Origin of the sequence: Virgibacillus necropolis (assembly GCF_002224365.1) — a bacterium.
GTDB classification, from domain to species: Bacteria; Bacillota; Bacilli; order Bacillales; family Amphibacillaceae; genus Virgibacillus_F; species Virgibacillus_F necropolis.
Window position 1 is genome coordinate 2,161,624 of the sequence record NZ_CP022437.1, and the last position, 19,089, is coordinate 2,180,712.

The 19,089-nt window shown below is 34.9% G+C and carries 23 protein-coding genes and 4 pseudogenes; 22 read left to right on the top strand and 5 right to left on the bottom strand.

What is annotated here, in order from left to right; all coding sequences use genetic code 11:
- Nucleotides 1-16: 16 nt before the first annotated feature.
- Nucleotides 17-269: pseudogene (locus CFK40_RS21860) on the bottom strand (IS4 family transposase); the annotation flags it as partial.
- Nucleotides 270-377: 108 nt separating this feature from the next.
- Nucleotides 378-631, bottom strand: a pseudogene (locus CFK40_RS20770) (glycine betaine ABC transporter substrate-binding protein).
- Between the two features lie 224 nt (nucleotides 632-855).
- Here CFK40_RS20770 and CFK40_RS10240 point away from each other — a divergent pair.
- The 13 genes from CFK40_RS10240 to CFK40_RS10300 all read left to right on the top strand — a co-directional run bounded on the left by CFK40_RS10240 (nucleotide 856) and on the right by CFK40_RS10300 (nucleotide 11,009).
- Nucleotides 856-1,698, top strand: a complete 843-nt coding sequence (locus CFK40_RS10240; protein WP_089532214.1) for a MurR/RpiR family transcriptional regulator — start codon at nucleotides 856-858, stop codon at nucleotides 1,696-1,698.
- A 71-nt stretch (nucleotides 1,699-1,769) separates the two neighbouring features.
- Nucleotides 1,770-2,561, top strand: coding sequence for a GNAT family N-acetyltransferase (locus CFK40_RS10245; RefSeq protein WP_089532215.1), 792 nt, complete (start codon nucleotides 1,770-1,772; stop codon nucleotides 2,559-2,561).
- Nucleotides 2,562-2,580: 19 nt separating this feature from the next.
- A complete protein-coding gene (gene menC, locus CFK40_RS10250; protein ID WP_089532216.1) occupies nucleotides 2,581-3,696 on the top strand; it encodes an o-succinylbenzoate synthase in 1,116 nt (371 codons plus the stop codon).
- A gap of 82 nt (nucleotides 3,697-3,778) precedes the next feature.
- Nucleotides 3,779-4,864: a YkvI family membrane protein gene (locus CFK40_RS10255; protein ID WP_089532217.1), complete on the top strand. Its 1,086-nt coding sequence runs from the start codon at nucleotides 3,779-3,781 to the stop codon at nucleotides 4,862-4,864.
- A gap of 384 nt (nucleotides 4,865-5,248) precedes the next feature.
- Nucleotides 5,249-5,593: a DUF1428 family protein gene (locus tag CFK40_RS10260; protein ID WP_089532218.1), complete on the top strand. Its 345-nt coding sequence runs from the start codon at nucleotides 5,249-5,251 to the stop codon at nucleotides 5,591-5,593.
- 169 nt (nucleotides 5,594-5,762) lie between these two features.
- Nucleotides 5,763-6,503, top strand: a complete 741-nt coding sequence (locus CFK40_RS10265) for a class I SAM-dependent methyltransferase (protein WP_089532219.1) — start codon at nucleotides 5,763-5,765, stop codon at nucleotides 6,501-6,503.
- A gap of 162 nt (nucleotides 6,504-6,665) precedes the next feature.
- Nucleotides 6,666-7,130, top strand: coding sequence for a hypothetical protein (locus tag CFK40_RS10270; protein ID WP_089532220.1), 465 nt, complete (start codon nucleotides 6,666-6,668; stop codon nucleotides 7,128-7,130).
- A gap of 93 nt (nucleotides 7,131-7,223) precedes the next feature.
- Nucleotides 7,224-7,736, top strand: a complete 513-nt coding sequence (locus CFK40_RS10275) for a hypothetical protein (protein WP_089532221.1) — start codon at nucleotides 7,224-7,226, stop codon at nucleotides 7,734-7,736.
- Between the two features lie 128 nt (nucleotides 7,737-7,864).
- Nucleotides 7,865-8,686: a hypothetical protein gene (locus CFK40_RS10280; RefSeq protein ID WP_089532222.1), complete on the top strand. Its 822-nt coding sequence runs from the start codon at nucleotides 7,865-7,867 to the stop codon at nucleotides 8,684-8,686.
- A gap of 171 nt (nucleotides 8,687-8,857) precedes the next feature.
- Nucleotides 8,858-9,163 (top strand): hypothetical protein, encoded by a 306-nt coding sequence (locus CFK40_RS10285; protein ID WP_089532223.1) that lies wholly within the window; start codon nucleotides 8,858-8,860, stop codon nucleotides 9,161-9,163.
- Between the two features lie 174 nt (nucleotides 9,164-9,337).
- Nucleotides 9,338-9,883, top strand: coding sequence for a hypothetical protein (locus CFK40_RS10290; RefSeq protein WP_089532224.1), 546 nt, complete (start codon nucleotides 9,338-9,340; stop codon nucleotides 9,881-9,883).
- Between the two features lie 252 nt (nucleotides 9,884-10,135).
- On the top strand, nucleotides 10,136-10,699 hold the full coding sequence (gene rfbC / locus CFK40_RS10295; RefSeq protein ID WP_089532225.1) for a dTDP-4-dehydrorhamnose 3,5-epimerase: 564 nt from the start codon (nucleotides 10,136-10,138) through the stop codon (nucleotides 10,697-10,699).
- A 61-nt stretch (nucleotides 10,700-10,760) separates the two neighbouring features.
- The gene (locus CFK40_RS10300; protein WP_089532226.1) at nucleotides 10,761-11,009 is read left to right on the top strand and encodes a class I SAM-dependent methyltransferase; all 249 of its coding nucleotides are present in this window, start codon (nucleotides 10,761-10,763) and stop codon (nucleotides 11,007-11,009) included.
- 775 nt (nucleotides 11,010-11,784) lie between these two features.
- Here CFK40_RS10300 and CFK40_RS10305 read toward each other — a convergent pair.
- Nucleotides 11,785-12,534, bottom strand: a pseudogene (locus CFK40_RS10305) (IS110 family transposase); the annotation flags it as partial.
- Nucleotides 12,535-12,864: 330 nt separating this feature from the next.
- Here CFK40_RS10305 and CFK40_RS21800 point away from each other — a divergent pair.
- Complete coding sequence (locus CFK40_RS21800; RefSeq protein ID WP_227001757.1) at nucleotides 12,865-13,167, top strand: TIGR04104 family putative zinc finger protein; 303 nt, start codon at nucleotides 12,865-12,867, stop codon at nucleotides 13,165-13,167.
- 54 nt (nucleotides 13,168-13,221) lie between these two features.
- On the opposite strand, the gene CFK40_RS10315 is transcribed toward CFK40_RS21800, so the two are convergent.
- Together CFK40_RS10315 and CFK40_RS10320 are read right to left on the bottom strand one after the other, a co-directional pair.
- A complete protein-coding gene (locus CFK40_RS10315) occupies nucleotides 13,222-13,758 on the bottom strand; it encodes a CBO0543 family protein (protein ID WP_089532228.1) in 537 nt (178 codons plus the stop codon).
- A gap of 251 nt (nucleotides 13,759-14,009) precedes the next feature.
- Nucleotides 14,010-14,231, bottom strand: coding sequence for a CBO0543 family protein (locus CFK40_RS10320; protein ID WP_089532229.1), 222 nt, complete (start codon nucleotides 14,229-14,231; stop codon nucleotides 14,010-14,012).
- Between the two features lie 437 nt (nucleotides 14,232-14,668).
- Here CFK40_RS10320 and CFK40_RS10325 point away from each other — a divergent pair, with 437 nt between their 5' ends.
- The 8 genes and pseudogenes from CFK40_RS10325 to CFK40_RS21315 form a co-directional block, all read left to right on the top strand.
- Nucleotides 14,669-15,562: an aminoglycoside phosphotransferase family protein gene (locus CFK40_RS10325; protein WP_089532230.1), complete on the top strand. Its 894-nt coding sequence runs from the start codon at nucleotides 14,669-14,671 to the stop codon at nucleotides 15,560-15,562.
- Between the two features lie 417 nt (nucleotides 15,563-15,979).
- On the top strand, nucleotides 15,980-16,192 hold the full coding sequence (locus tag CFK40_RS21650; RefSeq protein ID WP_319417947.1) for an isochorismatase family protein: 213 nt from the start codon (nucleotides 15,980-15,982) through the stop codon (nucleotides 16,190-16,192).
- A 55-nt stretch (nucleotides 16,193-16,247) separates the two neighbouring features.
- Complete coding sequence (locus CFK40_RS21655) at nucleotides 16,248-16,502, top strand: cysteine hydrolase family protein (protein WP_319418052.1); 255 nt, start codon at nucleotides 16,248-16,250, stop codon at nucleotides 16,500-16,502.
- 122 nt (nucleotides 16,503-16,624) lie between these two features.
- On the top strand, nucleotides 16,625-16,960 hold the full coding sequence (locus CFK40_RS10335) for a hypothetical protein (protein ID WP_089532231.1): 336 nt from the start codon (nucleotides 16,625-16,627) through the stop codon (nucleotides 16,958-16,960).
- Between the two features lie 150 nt (nucleotides 16,961-17,110).
- Nucleotides 17,111-17,485 (top strand): hypothetical protein, encoded by a 375-nt coding sequence (locus CFK40_RS10340; RefSeq protein WP_089532232.1) that lies wholly within the window; start codon nucleotides 17,111-17,113, stop codon nucleotides 17,483-17,485.
- 111 nt (nucleotides 17,486-17,596) lie between these two features.
- Nucleotides 17,597-17,782 (top strand): PspC domain-containing protein, encoded by a 186-nt coding sequence (locus CFK40_RS10345; protein WP_089532233.1) that lies wholly within the window; start codon nucleotides 17,597-17,599, stop codon nucleotides 17,780-17,782.
- Nucleotides 17,783-17,997: 215 nt separating this feature from the next.
- Nucleotides 17,998-18,255, top strand: a complete 258-nt coding sequence (locus CFK40_RS10350) for a YesK family protein (RefSeq protein ID WP_089532234.1) — start codon at nucleotides 17,998-18,000, stop codon at nucleotides 18,253-18,255.
- A gap of 290 nt (nucleotides 18,256-18,545) precedes the next feature.
- Nucleotides 18,546-18,729, top strand: a pseudogene (locus CFK40_RS21315) (hypothetical protein); the annotation flags it as partial.
- Nucleotides 18,730-19,089: the final 360 nt, after the last annotated feature.

A 19,089-nucleotide genomic window follows, 5' to 3' on the forward strand; every position in this document is an offset into this window, starting at 1 on the left:
TTTATCTTTAAAGCCCGGGGTTGACCAGTTTTTGGAATTGCTTGGATACACTGTAAAGCAAATTGTGCCAAGGCAAACGTTCATTATTTTTAGTACGGTAAAATGCATCCTTTTTCATTTTTCTTCATGGTGTCGAAGTTGCTTTGATAAAGAGCATTGACACTGTTGATGAGCATGAGCGGAAACAAAAGCAATAAGGACAAAATATCAGTGATCGAAAATCCGTGGGATTGAAACACATTTTCGATTTCTTTAACTTTTTTCCGTATGATAATACGTCCTTTTTGGTAGTTTTGGATTAGTACCTTAATTATCCCAAAAACTCAGTGTTCATGCGGATTTTTTATGCCCTTTTTCTATTTTGGAAGAGGGTTTTTTTATTGGCTTTTCAAGGTGCGAAACTTAAGTGATTCAATGTCTGATACTTCCCAATGGAATCGATCAAGAATCGTATAAGCATTTGGCAGTTCATCCTTTAAGCCTTTTCTTACAATTGTTGCAGCATGTTGCTCCTCTCCAAAGATACCTTTAGGTACTTTAGATCCCATTTGGCAAACATAAAATGAGGAGACCAGGCTGTAATCATAATTGGTTCTTTGTTATTAAAAGCTTCCTCTAAGGCTGATAACATTGCCCTATTGACGATGTTTGTTGTTGCCTAGAAGGTTCTTCGGTAAGAAAACGCACAAAAGAGGCATTAATCCTAAAAGGTTAATGCTTTTAAAAAGATAAGCAAGTATTGAAAAAATTAATCTAATGTGATAGGATAAATTAAATTTCAAAAAAGGAAATACTTTTAAATTAATATGATTGAAGCGTTTGCTTCATAACTTCATATTAGTCGGGGGATTGTGAATGGAGCGCATTTATCAGAAACTTTACGAAAAACAGGCAACATTTTCAAAGAGTTTACAGAAGGTTTCTTCATGCCTTTTAAATGATCCGAAACTATTTATTATATATTCTGCGACAGACGCGGGCAAAGAAATGGGTGTTAGTGAGACGACAGTAATCCGTTTTTGTCAGCAGCTTGGTTACAAGGGATATAGCGATCTGCAGGAGGAAATTCGGAATAATCTTCTGCAAAAAAGCAGTCTATCCGATTATCTTGAAGATAAATCAGTCGACACTACAAAGGATCAGCCTATTAAAAGTCTGATGGTAAATGATATGGATAACATTGAAAAGACGATGAAACAATTATCGGAAGAATTGCTTGAGACAGCTGTTTCTAAAATAGCTATTGCTGATCGCGTGCTAATATCGGGCGTTCGCTCTTCACATGCTCTAGCAAGCTGGCTTGCCTTTTCATTGGATCTGATAGTAGGAAATACAAGACTTTATCAGCCGAATGTCGATGATATTTTACTACGAATAAGTGAACTGACTGAAAAAAGTGTATTTGTTGCTTTTTCGTTTCACCGGTATGCTATTGATACAATTAATATTGCGAAACTCGCCAAAGAACAAGGAGCTTTTGTTATCGCTATTACTGATTCACCGATTTCTCCAATCACAGTGTATTCAAGTTTGATTTTACCTGTACAATTAAACGTGAAATCAACACTTGATGTGGCGCCAGCTGTACTATCCCTTACAAACAGTATAGTATCGACTATATCATTGGGAAATTCGGACAAGTTTCAAAAACGGGCGGAACTTTTTGATTCGATCAAAGGACACGACTTTTTTGCTTAATAGATTTTAAAGGGGGGTTTAAATATGGAATCTACTATTAAAAGGTTGACATGTAAAAAGGAGGAAATCTGATGATGGAGAATCTAGTAATTCGTTCGCTGAAAACGATGAAAGAATTACGTCAAATGCAGGTAGTTGAAAAGGCTGTTTGGCACATGTCACCAACACCAGTACATCAGACATATACAGCATTAAATAATGGGGGAATTATTTTAGGTGCATTTGATGGTGATAAATTGATTGGGTTCTTATACAGTTTTGCCGGTTTTGATGGACGAAATACTTATTTATGTTCACATATGCTCGGGATTTTGCCGGAATATCGAACGGGTGGACTTGGTGTGAAGATGAAATGGAAACAAGCGGAACTGGCCAGGAAAATGGGATATGAAATGATTACTTGGACATTTGATCCACTTGAAAGTGTGAATGCCTATCTGAATTTGCACAAACTTGGTGCAAGGGGAGCTATTTATAAAGAAAATCACTATGGTTCGATGGACGATGAACTGAATCAGGGATTGGCAACAGACCGAATCCAAATTAAATGGGATATTGGTAAAAGAGAAACACACCATGGCATACCATTTAATGAAGCAAAAGTATTGCTTGATATTACTGCCGAGGGATATCCGGTGGTTACAGATATGTTCCATTCTATAATAGGTGAAGCAAATGATACTTGGTTCATTGCTATACCTGCTAAATTTCAGGCTATAAAACAAAACGATTTTCAACTTGCTGAAAAATGGCGCTCAGAAACAAGGAAAGTATTTCAAACACTTTTCAGTAAGGGGTATCAGGCAAGGGATGTTATTCGTGATCATACGAATCAATTAAGCTATTATGCTTTTACCAAATAATAAATAGGAGGCTTTTAGTATGACAATCCCAATGAAACAAATAAAATTGCGTAAGTTAAAAATGCGATTGAAGGATCCATTTACGACAAGCTTTGGTACGATGCAAGATAAGGAATTCTATATAACGGAAGCGATTGATGCTGATGGAAATCGCGGATTTGGTGAATCAGTTGCATTTACAAGTCCGTGGTATAGCGAAGAAACAGTACAAACCAACTTACATGTTATGGAAGATTTTTTAATTAAAATTTTACAAGAAAATGAAATTAATCATCCAAATGAGGTGTCAGAACTTTTCACGCCGATTAAACGGAATAATATGGCGAAAGCGGCATTAGAAGGTGCTGTTTGGGATCTGTATGCGAAACGAAAAGGTATTCCTTTGGCAGAAGCGCTTGGTGGGGAAAAACAAGAAATTGATGTTGGAATCAGTATCGGAATTCAGCCAACGGTAAATGACTTATTAACTACAGTTGAACACTATGTTCAAGCGGGTTATAAACGTATTAAAATTAAAATTAAGCCCGGCTGGGATGTTGATGTATTACGCGAAGTTCGTGCTCAGTTTCCCCATACACCCATCATGGCCGATGCTAATTCAGCGTACACATTAAAGGATATAAAGCATCTGCAAAAATTGGATGATCTGAACCTGACCATGATTGAACAGCCTTTGGCACACGATGATATTGTTGACCATGCTGAGCTTCAAGCAGTTATGAAAACACCAATATGTTTAGATGAAAGTATTCACTCACTTGAAGATACTCGAAAAGCGATTCAATTAGGAAGCTGTAAAATTATCAATATAAAAATTGGGCGGGTTGGCGGACTTACCGAGGCAAAGCGTATTCATGATTACTGTCAGGAACACGGTATTGCAGTTTGGTGTGGTGGCATGCTTGAAGCAGGAGTCGGACGTGCGCACAATATTGCTTTAACAACACTAACTCAGTTTAATTTACCTGGTGACACTGCAGGCTCATCCCGCTACTGGGAAAAGGATATTATTAATCCTGAAGTAATAGTGGAAAATGGTGTGATTAAAGTTCCGAATAAATCGGGAATCGGCTATGACATCGATGAGGATGCATTAGAGGAATTTACTATCGAGAAAAAGGTATTTAATTTTTAAAAGGGGGGAGGCAAAAAGCGCCTCCTGCTTTGCATGCCAAATAATCTAAAAATTTAGATTGATTAAAAACGGGGGAATACTTATGAAGAAAAGTTTACAAATTGCTGGTGCTTACATCGGGCTTATTGTTGGAGCAGGTTTTGCATCCGGACAGGAAGTCCTCCAATTTTTCACCAGTTTTGGTTGGTATGGTATTCTCGGTGCAATTATAGCAACGTTTCTATTTGCCTTCCTTGGTATGCAAATAATGCAGTTAGGCTCCCACCTGCAAACGACGTCACATAAAGAAGTAGTGTATAAAATATGTGGTAAATATATCGGAACAGGGGTTGATATTTTAGTTACCTTTTTCTTGTTTGGTGTGGCGGTTGTTATGATCGCGGGTAGCGGCTCTATTTTTGAACAGCAATTTGGAATAGCACCTGTTATCGGGAACCTTATCCTTACTTTCCTTGTGATTGGTACACTGTGCTTAAATGTTAAAAATGTGATCTCAATAATTAGTATAATATCACCATTTCTTCTTATCCTAATATTTATCATTACAGGCTACTCCATTCTAACGAGTAGTACAAGCCTAAATGAGCTTGATATGATTGCATCTACCCAGCCATCCGCCGCTCCCAATTGGCTTGTAGGCGGATTGTTATATGTTTCTTATAATATTGCAGCTGGTATTTCTATGTTAGCCGTTATAGGTGGAACCGAAAAAAATGAAAAAATTGCAAGTCGCGGTGGTCTTCTTGGAGGTATAGGGCTGGGTCTTCTGCTGCTTTTAATTAATTTAGGGTTATTTATGAATGCAGACCATATCATAGGTGCAGATATGCCAACATTAATGCTGGCCACTGAAATTTCTCCAATAGTTGGCATATTAATGTCTATAGCCCTACTTGGGATGGTTTTTAATACTGCAGTTGGCATGCTATATGCTTTTACGGCTCGCTTTGTTAAACCGGAAACACCAAGATTTAAATTCAGTGTTGTCGGAATCAGTCTTCTTGCTTTTGGAGCAAGTTTTGTTGGGTTCACTACCTTAGTAGGAACTGTTTATCCGATTACAGGTTATTTAGGCTCTGTCCTTATTATAGCGATTATTGTTTCTTGGATAACCGCTAGACGAAACAACAAATTAAAAAAGGATTTGTCTGAAAAAAAAGCATTTTGAAGTGGTTTTTAAAAATCACCATAGCAACGTAAATGAACAAAATTGGTCCTAGTTAAACGTCACCTCTAAAATGGGTAATATCTGGCTTCTGAATCGAAATTTACAACAGGCACATCTCAATTAATTGATGGAGGTTTTAACGTACAAGCTACAGGTTCTACAGCTAAAATAGATTAATCAAACGAAAAAAGCATTCTTTAGAAGAGTGCTTTTTTTATGTAAGGGAAAAATTTCTAAAAAGGGATACCATATGGTGAATCTTACTCAATAGCCCGTTTGTTGAATAAAGAAATTTAGCAATTAAGAATTAATTATTGACGGTTATGTGTGCTAAACTTGACTCTGACAATAACGTTAATAATTCTATCTAAGGGAGGAGTAATCATGTATTTAGAAATTTATCTTTATCCAGTACTGGAAGAAAACAAAGAACAATTTTTAAAAATTAATCGAGAAGCTGAACGTATTTACAAAGAGTATGGTGCGATCGAGAGCAAAACATTTACTGCTGCATCTATTCAGCCGGAATATGGTTGTTCAGGAATGGTATCGGCAGTTGAACTACACGAAAGCGAGATACTTATGTTAGAAATTAACCGTTATCATAATAAGGATCACCATAGTCAGGTTTTGGAGAAAGTTGATAATGATGAACAGATTGAAAAGTTATATAATCAAATGACAAAGGTGATCGATGTGAGTCGAACTGTCCGTGGTGAATTCAAATAGCCATACATAGAAAATGAATTCTGCCATAATAGGACCATTATATGGAATATGGTTTAAAGGGTTTTAAGCAAGAACATCAGATTATTATAAAAGTTAGCTTAAAGAAAAATAATGAGGTTAAAGGAATGGTCAGAAGGAGGCTATTTTAATAACAGGAGATGTATAAACGATGAAGCAAAATAAATATGATGATCCAAATTTCTTTTCTGCATATGAACAAATGCCACGTTCGGTTAAAGGGCTTGAAGCTGCTGGAGAATGGCATATATTAAAAGAACTAATACCAGTTCTAAAAGATAAGAATGTACTTGATTTAGGTTGCGGTTTCGGTTGGCATTGCCGATATGCGCGTGAGCAGGAAGCAAGTTCTGTAATAGGTGTAGATATATCTAAAAAAATGATTCAAAGAGCTCGTGAGATGACAAACGATCCTCTCATTTCGTATAAAAAAAAGTCACTTGAAGACATCGATTTTTCAAACTTTCAATTTGATGTTGTAATCAGTTCGTTAGCTTTTCACTATATTGATTCGTTTAAATTAATCTGTGAAAAAGTTTATCATTGGTTAAAGCCTGAGGGGAGCTTTGTTTTCTCAATTGAACATCCAATTTTCACTTCTCGGAATGAACAAGATTGGTATTATGATGAACAAGGGAATCGTCTTCATTGGCCAGTAGATAACTATCAAATAGAGAGTGTACGTGAAACAATATTTTTAGATGAAAACGTTATAAAATATCATCGTACGATTTCAACATATATAAATGATTTAATTGATTCTGGTTTTATTATAAGAGCGGTTAAGGAATCAATTCCTTCTGATGAAATGTTAAAAAGTATTCCCGAAACGAAAGATGAAACCCGAAGACCTATGTTTTTAATGATCTCGGCAGAAAAGGAAAATAGGTGATATAGAATTTTTTGCAATAACTGTTGTTAAGAAGAATCGCCTATAGTAATCATTCAACAATCGGGTGCAATTCTGGAACAATCAATTGATAAAGAAATATATATAGCGGGTATTAGTGATAGGTCAGCTAATGATAGTATAGTTAAAAGGATGTGAATTTATATGATTGAAAGACAGTTAATAGATGAAAATGATGATCGCTCGTATTTTGTGTATCTAACCAATCGAAATGAGCGATTGAGAATGTTCCAGAAAGAAGTTAATCAGATTTTTGATGAAATGAATAACATTCAAATGGGATACACAGATTTATGGATCTATGAGCGAGTTGCGATATATAAAGATGAAAAATGGATTACTTTTTCCAATAACGATGATGCAGCAAACAAAGGATATGATTTTGGACGCGTTAAAGAAGAGAAATACCGTACGTTTTTTTTCTTTGAAAGTATACGTCCTTCAACTAATGAACTTTATATGCCGGATGAAGAAACTATGATACATGATTCAAATAAAAAAGCATTAGAACATATGGAAAGCAGGATGAATTATTTTAAATCACATTATCCGAACCGAGGAGTGTACGGTATGTGTGCCAAACATCTTTACGATTTTATGTGGCATTAATTATAAAGATAAGAGCAACACAACAATACTTAAGTTACGTCATAAATAATGGTAAGCGTAATAGAATGAAATATAACATAAGGGAGAATTGTTATGGAGGAAAAAGCTCTAATGGAAATTTCAGAACAAATTGAGGAATTAATTGATCAGAAAAATGAAAACTCCTATTTTGTCTATCTGACAAATCGAGAAAAGTTGTTACTCCCTATATTCATGTTTAGGAAGGAAATAAATCAAATTCTTAATCATATGAATGAAGAAATCGAAATGGGATTCACAAATTTGTGGATATTAGAACGAACTGCAATTTATCGTGATAATCAATGGTTACTACTCCCTGAAAACAATGACAAAGCAGATTGTTCATTTGATTACGGTCAAAAAGAAGATCAATACTGCACATTTATATTTCATAATTTTAATAAACCTTCTGATATTGTTATGAATCGGAAAAGCATGGATAGAAATGAAACAAAGGTACATGGTTCTTTTAAAGAGGCCCAAGATTACGTTGAAAAACGGATTGATTATTTAAAATCAGTACATGATTATAGAGCTTACTATGCACTGTGTGCAAAACAGCGCTACGATTTTATGTGGCATTGACTTGGGGATTCGTGTCAGTTATATTAGCGAAGTTTTTACTTATAAGTGGAAATTAAACAGGTTGTTAGGAGATAAGTCTTTACTCATTTCTGTTAACCTAAATTAACTATTAGAAAAGAGTGATATTTGTGTATTATAATGATCCGTCAGTTAAGAAAGAGGCTAAAAAACATAAAAAACTTTTAGAGTCATTTATCATTGATCCGGGCTCCTTTCGAATAAATAATTGTGATTATTTTTTGGTGAATTATCAGAGAGGAGAAAAAATAACGGCATGTGCTGTAGTTTCACCGAATTCTAATGCCGGGAAAATGGAGTATTTGGAAGCGTTTAATGCATTATTGGAATTCTCTGTACTAACCAGGTTATTTGTAGATCATGCTGGAAAAAGGGTGAATGCATATATGTATCCACATACTTTGATGCAGAAATTTTTAATAGATGTTTTAAGAGAAGGTTGTACTCATTTAACTTCAGAGGAAAGGAATGCCTTTGAATACTGTCTTGAAAGAATCAATTTAATGTTAGAACTTCAAGGACGTATAAAGGAAATGTATGATGAATTTGAACAAAAAGCTAAAAGATATCTTGATGGAGTTGAAGAAAATTTTATAAAACAAGACATAGAAGAAGCAGCAAATAATCTTGGTGAGTTTGGTTTTATTCAATATAGACAGGCGGTAGCCATTTACGAATATATACCCAAGTTTAGGTATATAAAAGAAATGAATAATCCAGAAGTGAAAAAGTATATAACTGAAACTATTGATGGTTATTTGGGTGAATTTTCGATAAATGAAGAAGAACATCGAAAAAATGTCGAAAGAATTTCTTTTCAGCCTAATATGGGTGATTTAACCAAAGAAGAACACATTGAAATAGAAAAAAGTATAATTTATAAAAATTTAGCAGAAATAAATGCATCTACAAGAAAAGAATTGAGATTGTAATTATACTTTTGATTAAAACATGACAGGGAGATTTCTATGGAAAACCATTGAGAAACGCTTGAAAGGTTTAATGTATTTTGATTGAGGTGATGGGGGGGTCTTGAAGAGAGGAATCTTGGACCATTATTAAAAAATTATATTGTCACTTCAAAATTAGCGTGGGGGGTAAATATGAAATATTTCGATAGAGAGGAAAATCCTGAACATCCAAATCAAATTTTTAAGTATCAAAAATATGAAATACCATTACAGGAAATAATGCTCATTAAGAAGCATAAGACGGAATCGGTAACCTATGCCTTATATAGTGAAGAAGGGATGGTTTATTTACTAACAGAAGTTTCGGTTAGCAATAATTGTATATGTGGTTATGGCACCTATAGTACACCATATTGTAAAATTGAAGAAATCAATAAATATTCTTTGGATACATTAGATAAGCATGCTTACAACTGGTATATGACACAAGCGAAATAATTGAAATGTAGACGTTCCTTATATGCTAAGTACATAAGTACATCAGAAGATATGGAAGAAGTCCAAATAGAAGATATACATAAAATGCTGGATTCGTACACCCACAACCCTAATTATGTTCAGTTTATTGCGGAGTAATAATGAGATGGAAAAAGTTCTATTGGAGGTGAAATAGTGAAGAATAAATTAATACCAATCTATAGGGAACAGGAGATTTATACCTTGTTCTATGACACAGTACATGAAAAGCTGGTTTTGTTTCCGCATCGTAAAAATGCACCGTTGGCCTATGTATATTTAATAATTTTAGTTCTACTTGGATCATGGTATTTTAATGATATTTATCAGCCGTATAAGGATCCCTTATTCAATATTATTTTATTTTTGGTGGTTATAGTATTTAGCTATGTCTTCGCAAAAATCTTTATGAACTCATATTATATTCAAAGAACGGAAGAAACCGTTTATTTAGATAACGAAAGTATGGAAAACTGTGCTATTCAAGGGATGAAACAGCTGAGAATGGAGTTATACCTCGGTGGAGGAATAAGTGTTTTATTCACTGTAGCTGGTTTTGCTTTATTTTTTATCTTTAGTCAACTTGTTCTGTTAACCTTTGGTGGTTTAGGCGTTGTTGCTATTTTTCTTATCCTTTTAACCAGACCGTTTACGCGGATTAAAGTACTAAAAAAGTTTCAAAGTAAAGAAATCAGGCTATGACCCTTCTTCACGGAGATAGTGGTTCTGATGCTCAATATGAATGAGATAATAACCCTAAAATATTGTTGAAACTGTGGAAGAACACTAAGGGGTTAAAATAGCTGCTCCAGAGGAGATTGCATATATAAATGGCTGGATATCAGATATAGAACTCAGAAGTAGTGGTGAGCAGTTGAGCAAAACTAGTTATGGTCAGTACTTATTAAAAGTTGCAAATGGGGAAATCAAATACTAGAAAGGGAAGGTATTTCAATGAAAATCATAGAAACTGAACTGAAAGGTGTATGTTTGATAAAACCGCAATTTTTTGGTGATGGCATTGGATGGTTTATAGAAAGTTATAATTACATTCGCTTTCAAGAAGCAGGGATAGATATTAAATTCACACAAGAAAGTCATTGTTTTTCCGCTTCAAAGGGAACTATAAGAGGGTTAAATTATAAAATGAATCCAAAAGCACAAACGAAATTAGTGCGCTGTATAAAAGGTGCTATTTTTGATGTAGCAGTAGATATTAGAAAAGATAGCGAGAATTACGGGAAATGGTATGGCGTAGAATTAACAGAAGAAAATAGAAAACAACTACTTGTTCCAAAAGGTTTTGCACATGGTTTTATGTCATTAACTGATAATGTCGAAGTGCAATACAAAATGGATGAAATCTCTTCTCCAGGGCATGAAAGAAAAATCTTATGGAGTGATCCTAATATAAATATTGATTGGCCACTTGAAGTTAAACCAGTCTTATCTGTTAAAGACAAAAATGCTCTTACTCTGAAAGACGCAGATAATAACTTTTCAGCGGAGGAATACTAATGAAAATTTTAGTGACAGGATATAATGGGCAGTTAGGGTATGATGTAGTTAGTGACTAAAGGTGGCTAAAACTAAACATAGTTCTGATTGTGTCAGATGGATTCACGGTGATGCATTGAATCTTCCACCATTGAAGGTTGATATTGTAACGATGACTGCTAACGTTGCTCAAGTCTTTCAGATCGATGAGGAGTGGAAGGAGACATTGCTTGCGATTCGGGATGTACTGCGTCCATGCGAACGATTGGTGTTTGAAACACGGAAACCTGAGTCACAGGCATGGCTGAAATGGGACAAGCAGAATAGCTAAAAGCGGATTGATGTATCCAACCGTGATATTGTCGAAGGATGGGCAGATGTTACTGACGTTCAAGATTCCTTGGTGTCTTTTCGATGGACTTATGCTTTCTAGAGCGATAGTGCCATAATTACATCGGATACGATGTTGCGATTTAGGAGTATTTATGAAATCACCGAATCTCTTAGGGATGTTGGATTCTCTGTGGAAGATGTAAGAGAAGCTCCAGATCGTCTAGGACAAGAATACGTTTTTATTGCACACCTCCCAACGACTTAACTTAATTTGGATGTAAATTGAAAAAACAAGATTATTTATTTTACATAAGTTGAGAGTTACTTTAATAAAGTGTCGGCTTTTTTCTTATTGTACATACGAGGGCGTATCTACAGTATCGCCACACTACAATGTACTGAACAATCTTCCGAACGGGGCGCGCGATCCTTTAATAAAGATCAGCGCTCATTTTTCCTTTAAAGGGCCCTATTGCTGAATAAGGCTTATTAAATTAACTGGCAGGATAGCTGGCTATAAAATGTTGATTTTATTTAGTTGAAGTAAAATAGGATGGTGTGATTAAACATGATGAAAAAACATAGTAAGCTAGGGAAGGTAATTGGTTGGTTAGGTTTTCTGTTTTTCATATCAGGATTATTATTTTTTAGTAAAAGTGGTGTGATGGCAGAAGATATTCCAGAAGTCTTCTATCCTTTGCCTTACCATCAATCATAATAGGGATAATTCTACTCGTTATTTCTAATTTCTTTAAAAAGAAAAAGTAGTTCCAGAATACCATCCGAATATACATCTGCAGGCTGAGAATATGACCACGGCAGATGGGGTGCTGAAAAGGATTGCGATTCGCCGCATCCTTTAACTGGGCTGCCTTATCCAAAAGCCATGCATGGGAACGTCTTGCCCCAAATTGACACATATTAGTGGCTAACGTCTCTTGAGAGACCTCTTGAATATCCGCAGAAGTCGGATAATAGAGTAAGGTGTAGAGCGATAACTTTCCACAAAGATCACTGAATAAATTATGAAATTCTGGGAAAATTTGGTCCAGAGCAGCCCGGAACTGAAGCTTGATCTCTACATAGCTATCTGTTAAAGCGCTGTGCTGTCTAGTTAACTGACGTAGATTTAGGTATTGTTCCGTTTTTCTCTGAAAGACTTCCAAATCTTCTTTGTAGTATAGCTCCCCCAGATGGAAGGCATCGATTTTGTCTGTTTTCACTTTGCGCAGACTTGTTTTTCTAGCCTCATAAGAAACCACTGGGTTGATTAAATAGTACGTTACATCATGGTTCTCAAGAAATTGAAGCACAGGCTCATGATAGTGTCCAGTAGATTCAAAGATGACAGCCGGAGGCTGACCAGAAACCTGTTCCACTTCCTGGTAAAACTGATAAAAAGCGTGAAGCCCCTGTAGATCATGAGCAAATTTAAAGCTTTGCTTATAAGTCTCTTTCCTTTGTAAAAAGGCTTGGACCTGGCTTTCGCCTTTTGCGATATCCAGACCAATAACAGGATCCATATGAAATACAACTCCTTTAAAAGATTCGCTGGTACGGCCTTACATCACTTGTAGTGTCATAGCTTCGCTTTTTATACGGGATCTAAGTCCCAACCAGCCTCAAACATGTTTCTACAAGGAAGGGGTGGACAGTATTACGGACGGGATCAAGTCCCACGGGCGCGAGCGTCCTACCCCGGCTTCCTCAAGCATAAAAACCTATTAAGAATAGGTCAACCAGAAATGACTGGTTAACCATATAATACGATCGGACGCAATAGCTGAAGATTGATGTAATGTAAAGGTCTTCAGCTTTTCCCTACTTACGAAAGGTCAATTTATTGAATAGAAGTGATATTTGTTTTGCGAAAATGTGTAAACTGCAATAAACAATCTAGTTGGTATAAGATCTATAAATATTTTTTGTGGTTACATAATAAATCAATTGAATGTGATAACTGTGGTGCAGAACATAAAATATCCATTCCTGGAAGGTTTGCTTTTGTATCCTTGACTGTTATACCAGCAATAATATTTATGAATTACCTTTCGCCCTTTGGCAATTTTTTTGTGACTCTTGGAATAGGAATTGTTATTTTAACTGTGGGTTCTTTGTTGACGCCATATTTCGTTGAATTCAAAGAGGCTGTATGACTTTAATATTATTTATTGCTCTTTGTTTCCGATAAGATGAGGTTAACTGGGAAATTACTTCATATTTTCAAAAGGAAAATTAAAATATAACAAAATAAAGGTTGTAATCGGAATACCTAACAACCATGCCCACAGTGGTCGGCTGTGGTGGAGACGTAATATGGGGAACATGACACAATTAAAGAGAACAGACCAAAAAAAATTCCAGCCATTATGATAAGTCGTTAACCCGAATTGAATCGCAATAAATTCAGTCAAACTAAACATGAAAACCCAAAATGTCATGTGAACTATCTGTACTATCCACTTTTTTGGGTAATTAGAAAGGAAAATCAATACAACAGGTGGAAACATGACAAAAACAATTAAAAACTCAGTCAATGTATGATTTGGTAAAACAAATGATTCTTCAAACCTCCACAGTGAATGGTTGTACATTAAAATGCTACTAAAAAGGTTCAAACAGATCATAAATAGGATGGTTGGATAGTACTGCTTCCAATTTCTCCAGTCACTCCAAAAAAAGGCGGATATAATAAAAATTATAGGCTGAATCACCTGGAGAAAGATTGAGCTAAGAATATATCCCATATATTCACACTCCAATGGCTAGTTATTTTGCTTATATCTTGCTAATGTACCGAGTGGATAAGTATGCCTGTAAGTAGGACAGCAGGCTCCTTTCGTCCATGTCTATGTGTGATATTCAATGGATATCAGTATACTTCTCAAAAGTATTTCAATGATTGTTAATACGGAAATATATAATACACCTTGCAGGAGGATTCCAAAATATCTTGAATGATAAGTAGTCGATAAAAATAAATATTAACAATTGGAAACTAAAGGTATTCAAAAAGAAAGCTGAAACCGAAATGGTCATCCAAAAACTTTACAGGGTAATGAAGCATATTTTCCTCTACAACAATGGCACCAATAAGGATTGAAAAATAAGAGGTCAATAAATAAACTAAAATCCATTCTTTAAAAGGTAGCTTTCTTATGCTAAAACACAATAGTGCAATGCCGATCAATAAAAATGCCCACAAAATAACGCTTTCCATGGATCAATTCGGCTCCCTCTTCCAACTGACTTGCTATCCACCATACATTATAGCCAAGATGAACATCTTTATAATCCTTCATTTTTCGAATTTCCCGTTTGTATAAATCGATCGGCTATTACCTTGTATTCAATTGTTATCTGGTCGAAGACATTCTCGAAATGATTTTCCCAAAGATACGGGTTGGGTATTATTACGAAAGGGCCATATAGTAGAAGATCAATAGAAACTTTTCAGAAGGAAATTGAAATTGCAATTATGCTCGTGTTTTTCAAATAACGGTTTAGATTAGTAGAATAAGGGATCCTTAAAAATGCTACACTTAATGTAATTTAAATAAGGAGGTCATTCTAATGATTCTACATCTAAGCATAAGCAAATTTTACACTGATACTAATTTTTTGGTAATTGATAAATAACTGATAGAGGGGTATTAAATGCATACTATCAACGAAGGCTTAGTTAGAAAATTAATAAATAAACAATTCCCGGAATGGTCAAAATTAGAAATCAGACCTGTTAAAAACAGCGGAAATGATAATAGAACGTTTCATTTAGGCGATCATATGAGTGTAAGGTTACCAAGTGCTGAATGTTATGTTCCTCAAGTGGAGAAAGAGCAAAAATGGCTACCAAAATTATCAAAAGAACTTTATTTACCTATTTCAACACCTATAGCAAAAGGGAACCCTAGTGAGGAATACCCATTCCCATGGTCTGTCAACAAGTGGTTAGAGGGAGAGACATTGACTCTAGAAAATATTAATGATCCTAACCAATTTGCAAGAGAATTGGGAGCATTTTTAATTGAATTCCAATCTATTGATGCTAGTGGTGGTCCCTTAGCGGGGCAACATAATTTTTATAGGGGCGGAGATATTGCTGTTTACAATCAAGAGTCCAGAGATGCAATTGAACAAAATAAAGATACACTAAACGCTCCATTATTGAACGAGATTTGGGAACTTGCATTAGATTCAAAATGGGCAGGAAATTCAGTTTGGGTTCATGGCGATATAGTACCTGGTAATATTCTAGTTAAAAATGGGGAGCTTTATGCCATTATTGATTTCGGAATTTTAGGAGTAGGAGACCCATCTTGTGACGCTGCCATGGCATGGACTTTTTTTGATGATAATAGTAGAAAAATATTCAAAGCTGCATTAAATATGGATCAAGAAACTTGGAACAGAGCAAGAGGATGGGCTTTATGGAAGGCTTTAATTACTTACAATTGGAATAAACATTCTAACAAAGTGATCGCAGAAGAATCATATAATATTATTAATACAATAGAAGGCGATTACGAAGTAGAAAAAACACTTAAATAAAATTAAATTACAAATAATATGGATTAGTTTATCTTATTCAATTAACGGTCGCATTTCTGAAATAAGATTATTTATTGTATTTAATGTATACAAAGATAGGACTTTACTTGGAGAGGTGGGGTATGATAGGCTCGGTTGCCTATGAAACCATTGCTTCAGCCTTTCAAGACAAATCGTACCCACAGAGGCTCCAAGTCAAGTTCTTAAACGCTTATCGATGCCTACATGTACACAAAGATAAAAGGTGCATTTTATCAATGTATTGCCGATGATACTGTATATAATGGCCCGATTGTTAAGGACAGTCGCCTCCTCTTGTGCTAAAGGAGCAGAATAGTATAACAAGAAGGTATTCAATCAGCATACACAGAGGAAATAAGTTACAAAGTTTATCACTAATAAATAGGCGGTGAATTCATGAAGGCATTACTTGTTATAGATGTACAAAACGGATTAGTTAATAAGGGGAATTTTCAAGTAGAAATATCAAGAATAGAAAAAGTAATCGGGGATTTTAAAGAGAATGAAGAACCCGTTATTTTTATTAGACATTTGGATGATGCAGAAAACAGCCCACTTTATAAAGATTCTGCGGGGTCTGAACTACATAATTCAATAAAAATATGCTGACCATATTATTGAGAAACAAACACCAAATTCTTTTCATAACACTAATTTAGAGGACATATTAAAAGTTACACATCTATTTATCACAGGTTTTAATACAGAATATTGTTGTTTGTTTACAGCAATTACTGCTTTTGATAGAGGTTACAAAGTTACCTTTTTAGAAGACGCAACTGCAACGGTTAACACTGCTGATACATATGAAATGAAAGGATTAGATATAAGAGAATTTGTAGGTTCCGTTTTGTATGTGTCTAATATTATAGAAGTTTTGGAATATGCTAAGGAATACAAACTTAACAAAACTGTTTAAGGTTCATACATTGGAAAATAAAATCTTGTGGATTATTGTACATAAATAATCGGTTGCTTTTTTTGTGAGACATAGCAATTAATAAAGAATAAATCAAGTAAGATTTAAAGGACGGTTTCTTGATGAAAAATCATATAAAGGTAAATGGCAAGCTTCTTCAAACAAACAAACGTTTTTCACAATTGAAAGAGAGTCAAAAGAATTGGATCGTTGCAGAGCTTTATAAACTTTACCACAATAAAATGAAGGAAAGACGTACCACAAGAAAACTCCCTCCAAATCACCGTGATACAGTTATTTCATCACTATATGAACAGATTCAGAATAGAGAAATATGGATTCCTTATGGTGAAGTAAAAAAATATACATTTAGTAAAACCACAAAAATAGTAAAATCCTTTAAGAAACAATTTCCTAAGTTGAGTATGGAAATTGAAGCCGAGCATGCTAAGAAATAGAATGGACTTTTTTACTTTTGTACCGAAATAAAGATCAGCGTTCATTTTTCATTTAAAGGGTCAGATTGTTTAACCAATTCGAAACCTATACTTAATTGAATACGTCTAACATATAAGAATAAGAAGCTTTAACATGAGGAGGTGCTATCAATGAAAGGGTCATTTCTTTTTGCATTCGTTTTCTCTTTATGTATTTTATTGACAGGATGCGGCAATACAAATGATCAGATTGGGGCAAGTGCGAGCTGGGCGTATCCTTTTGTAAAATGGGACGGAAAGACCTATGTAATTACAGAAAATAAAATTAATAAAGATAAGATCGGCGAGATAATCGGGGAAGTTACAAAATACTCAAGTCGGGAAGGAACATACTCAGGAAATTTTTCAAACGCTCTTAAGAAAGGAACGAAGTATTTTAAAATCAAAGAAACGAACACAAACAAGGCTATTGCGGTTGAGAAAAAAAAAGGAAAGTATATTCGGGCTTTAATATCCGATAAATGGGAGAAAAAGCATTTAGAATAATTTAAGCAAGCGCAATAACGGAATAAAGGTTTGCGCATGTTTCCGTTAAGGGTGCCAGATTGTGGAATTACCTTATTTGTGTTTTGGGTAAAATACGAGGGAGGAATCCAAATGCAAAATAAATTAAGAAAATCTGCAACAGACAAATCTATATCTGGGGTCTGTGGAGGTATAGCTGAATATTTTGGTATGTCTTCTCTTGGAGTAAGGATTATCTTCATTGTTTTAACTCCTGCCAATCTGCTCATTTATATAGTTCTTGCAAACACAATCCCAGATAGTCCACCGTCACTGTAAGTAGATATGCTTATTTCATTGTCAGGCGCGATAACCGAATAAATATTGTGCCATAACAGGGTGCTTTAAAGGAATCATTTATACGTTTATTAGGTCAAATTGTGAGAGCTGTATTCAAAGATAGTTGAATATTTGTATTAATATAAATTGCTAAACTGTGCACAGTTGGGTAACCACACACTTTGCTTCATAACTTAGTGAGGAGGGGAGATAAAATGAATGCGTTGATGTTAGAGGGATGGACGCCGATACTGCTTTTCGGAACTGTATTTGCAATTGGGATGTTTATTATGGCTCGTAAATTTTCAAGAAAACTTTTATTTTCTATTTATACTGTATTGACACTAATTTGTATCGGAGTAATTATTTATAGCGTGATTAGTGTTGGAGGTTGGGAAGGTATGGGATTAGGCTTTTATACGTTCTCTGCTATGGGAGGAATATTGATGGGTACTGCTATTGGAATAGTTTAAGAAGTAGCAACTAAGGAATTAGTAAATGATATTAAATAGCTTCTTAAAACAGCTTTAATTTATAATTAAGCAATCGGGCGCAAGAGTTGAAGAAGGGATTACGAAAGCTTCTTTTCTTATTGTTCTAACGACGGGATAATTGAAAAAGGGTTTGCTAAGTCAGTAACAAAATAATATACAGAATATTTAGTTAAAATGAAACTTTTTTGGTTGGGGAATCGTAGAAAACTATTGAAGGGGGAATATATGTGAAAAGACTATCCCGAATCGGATGCGATTGTGAAACAACTGGAAAGTATAATTATTGGAGAGAGGGGTTTACAAACCTGCCTTCAGCTAGAATGACAGGATCTCCTCCTTAAGTACGTCGTCACCTTCTTCAAGCTATTCGACGACACTGATACCAGGGGTATGGTAGAGGAGTCTTCTTTTAGACATTCCGATTGGTATGGTAAAACTGTTAATATGGCTTAGGATTGGAACAACGAGGCCACGGCGATCGAAATCAATTAACGGGAAATTGCCAATGACTAGGTGAAGAGGTTTTAAAATCATTATTGTCTCATCGATTTAGAAGGAAGGGGAGAATAATGATTTTTTTGTCAGTTTTTCCGAAACTGCCACCCGTGTAAAAGCCATCGAACTCTAAACCCTTTTATCAATCGTAACATTTAAATTCACATTTTTTGTATATGTTTGATCGTTATTTTAAAACATCTTGATTGATCATTCCAGAATTGCTAAAAAGATGAACAATTTAAATCTTAGGGACAGCTGCCTGTTGAAGTGTTACCCGAACAATCGCATTCTTTAAATAAATTTGCTAGCTAAAAG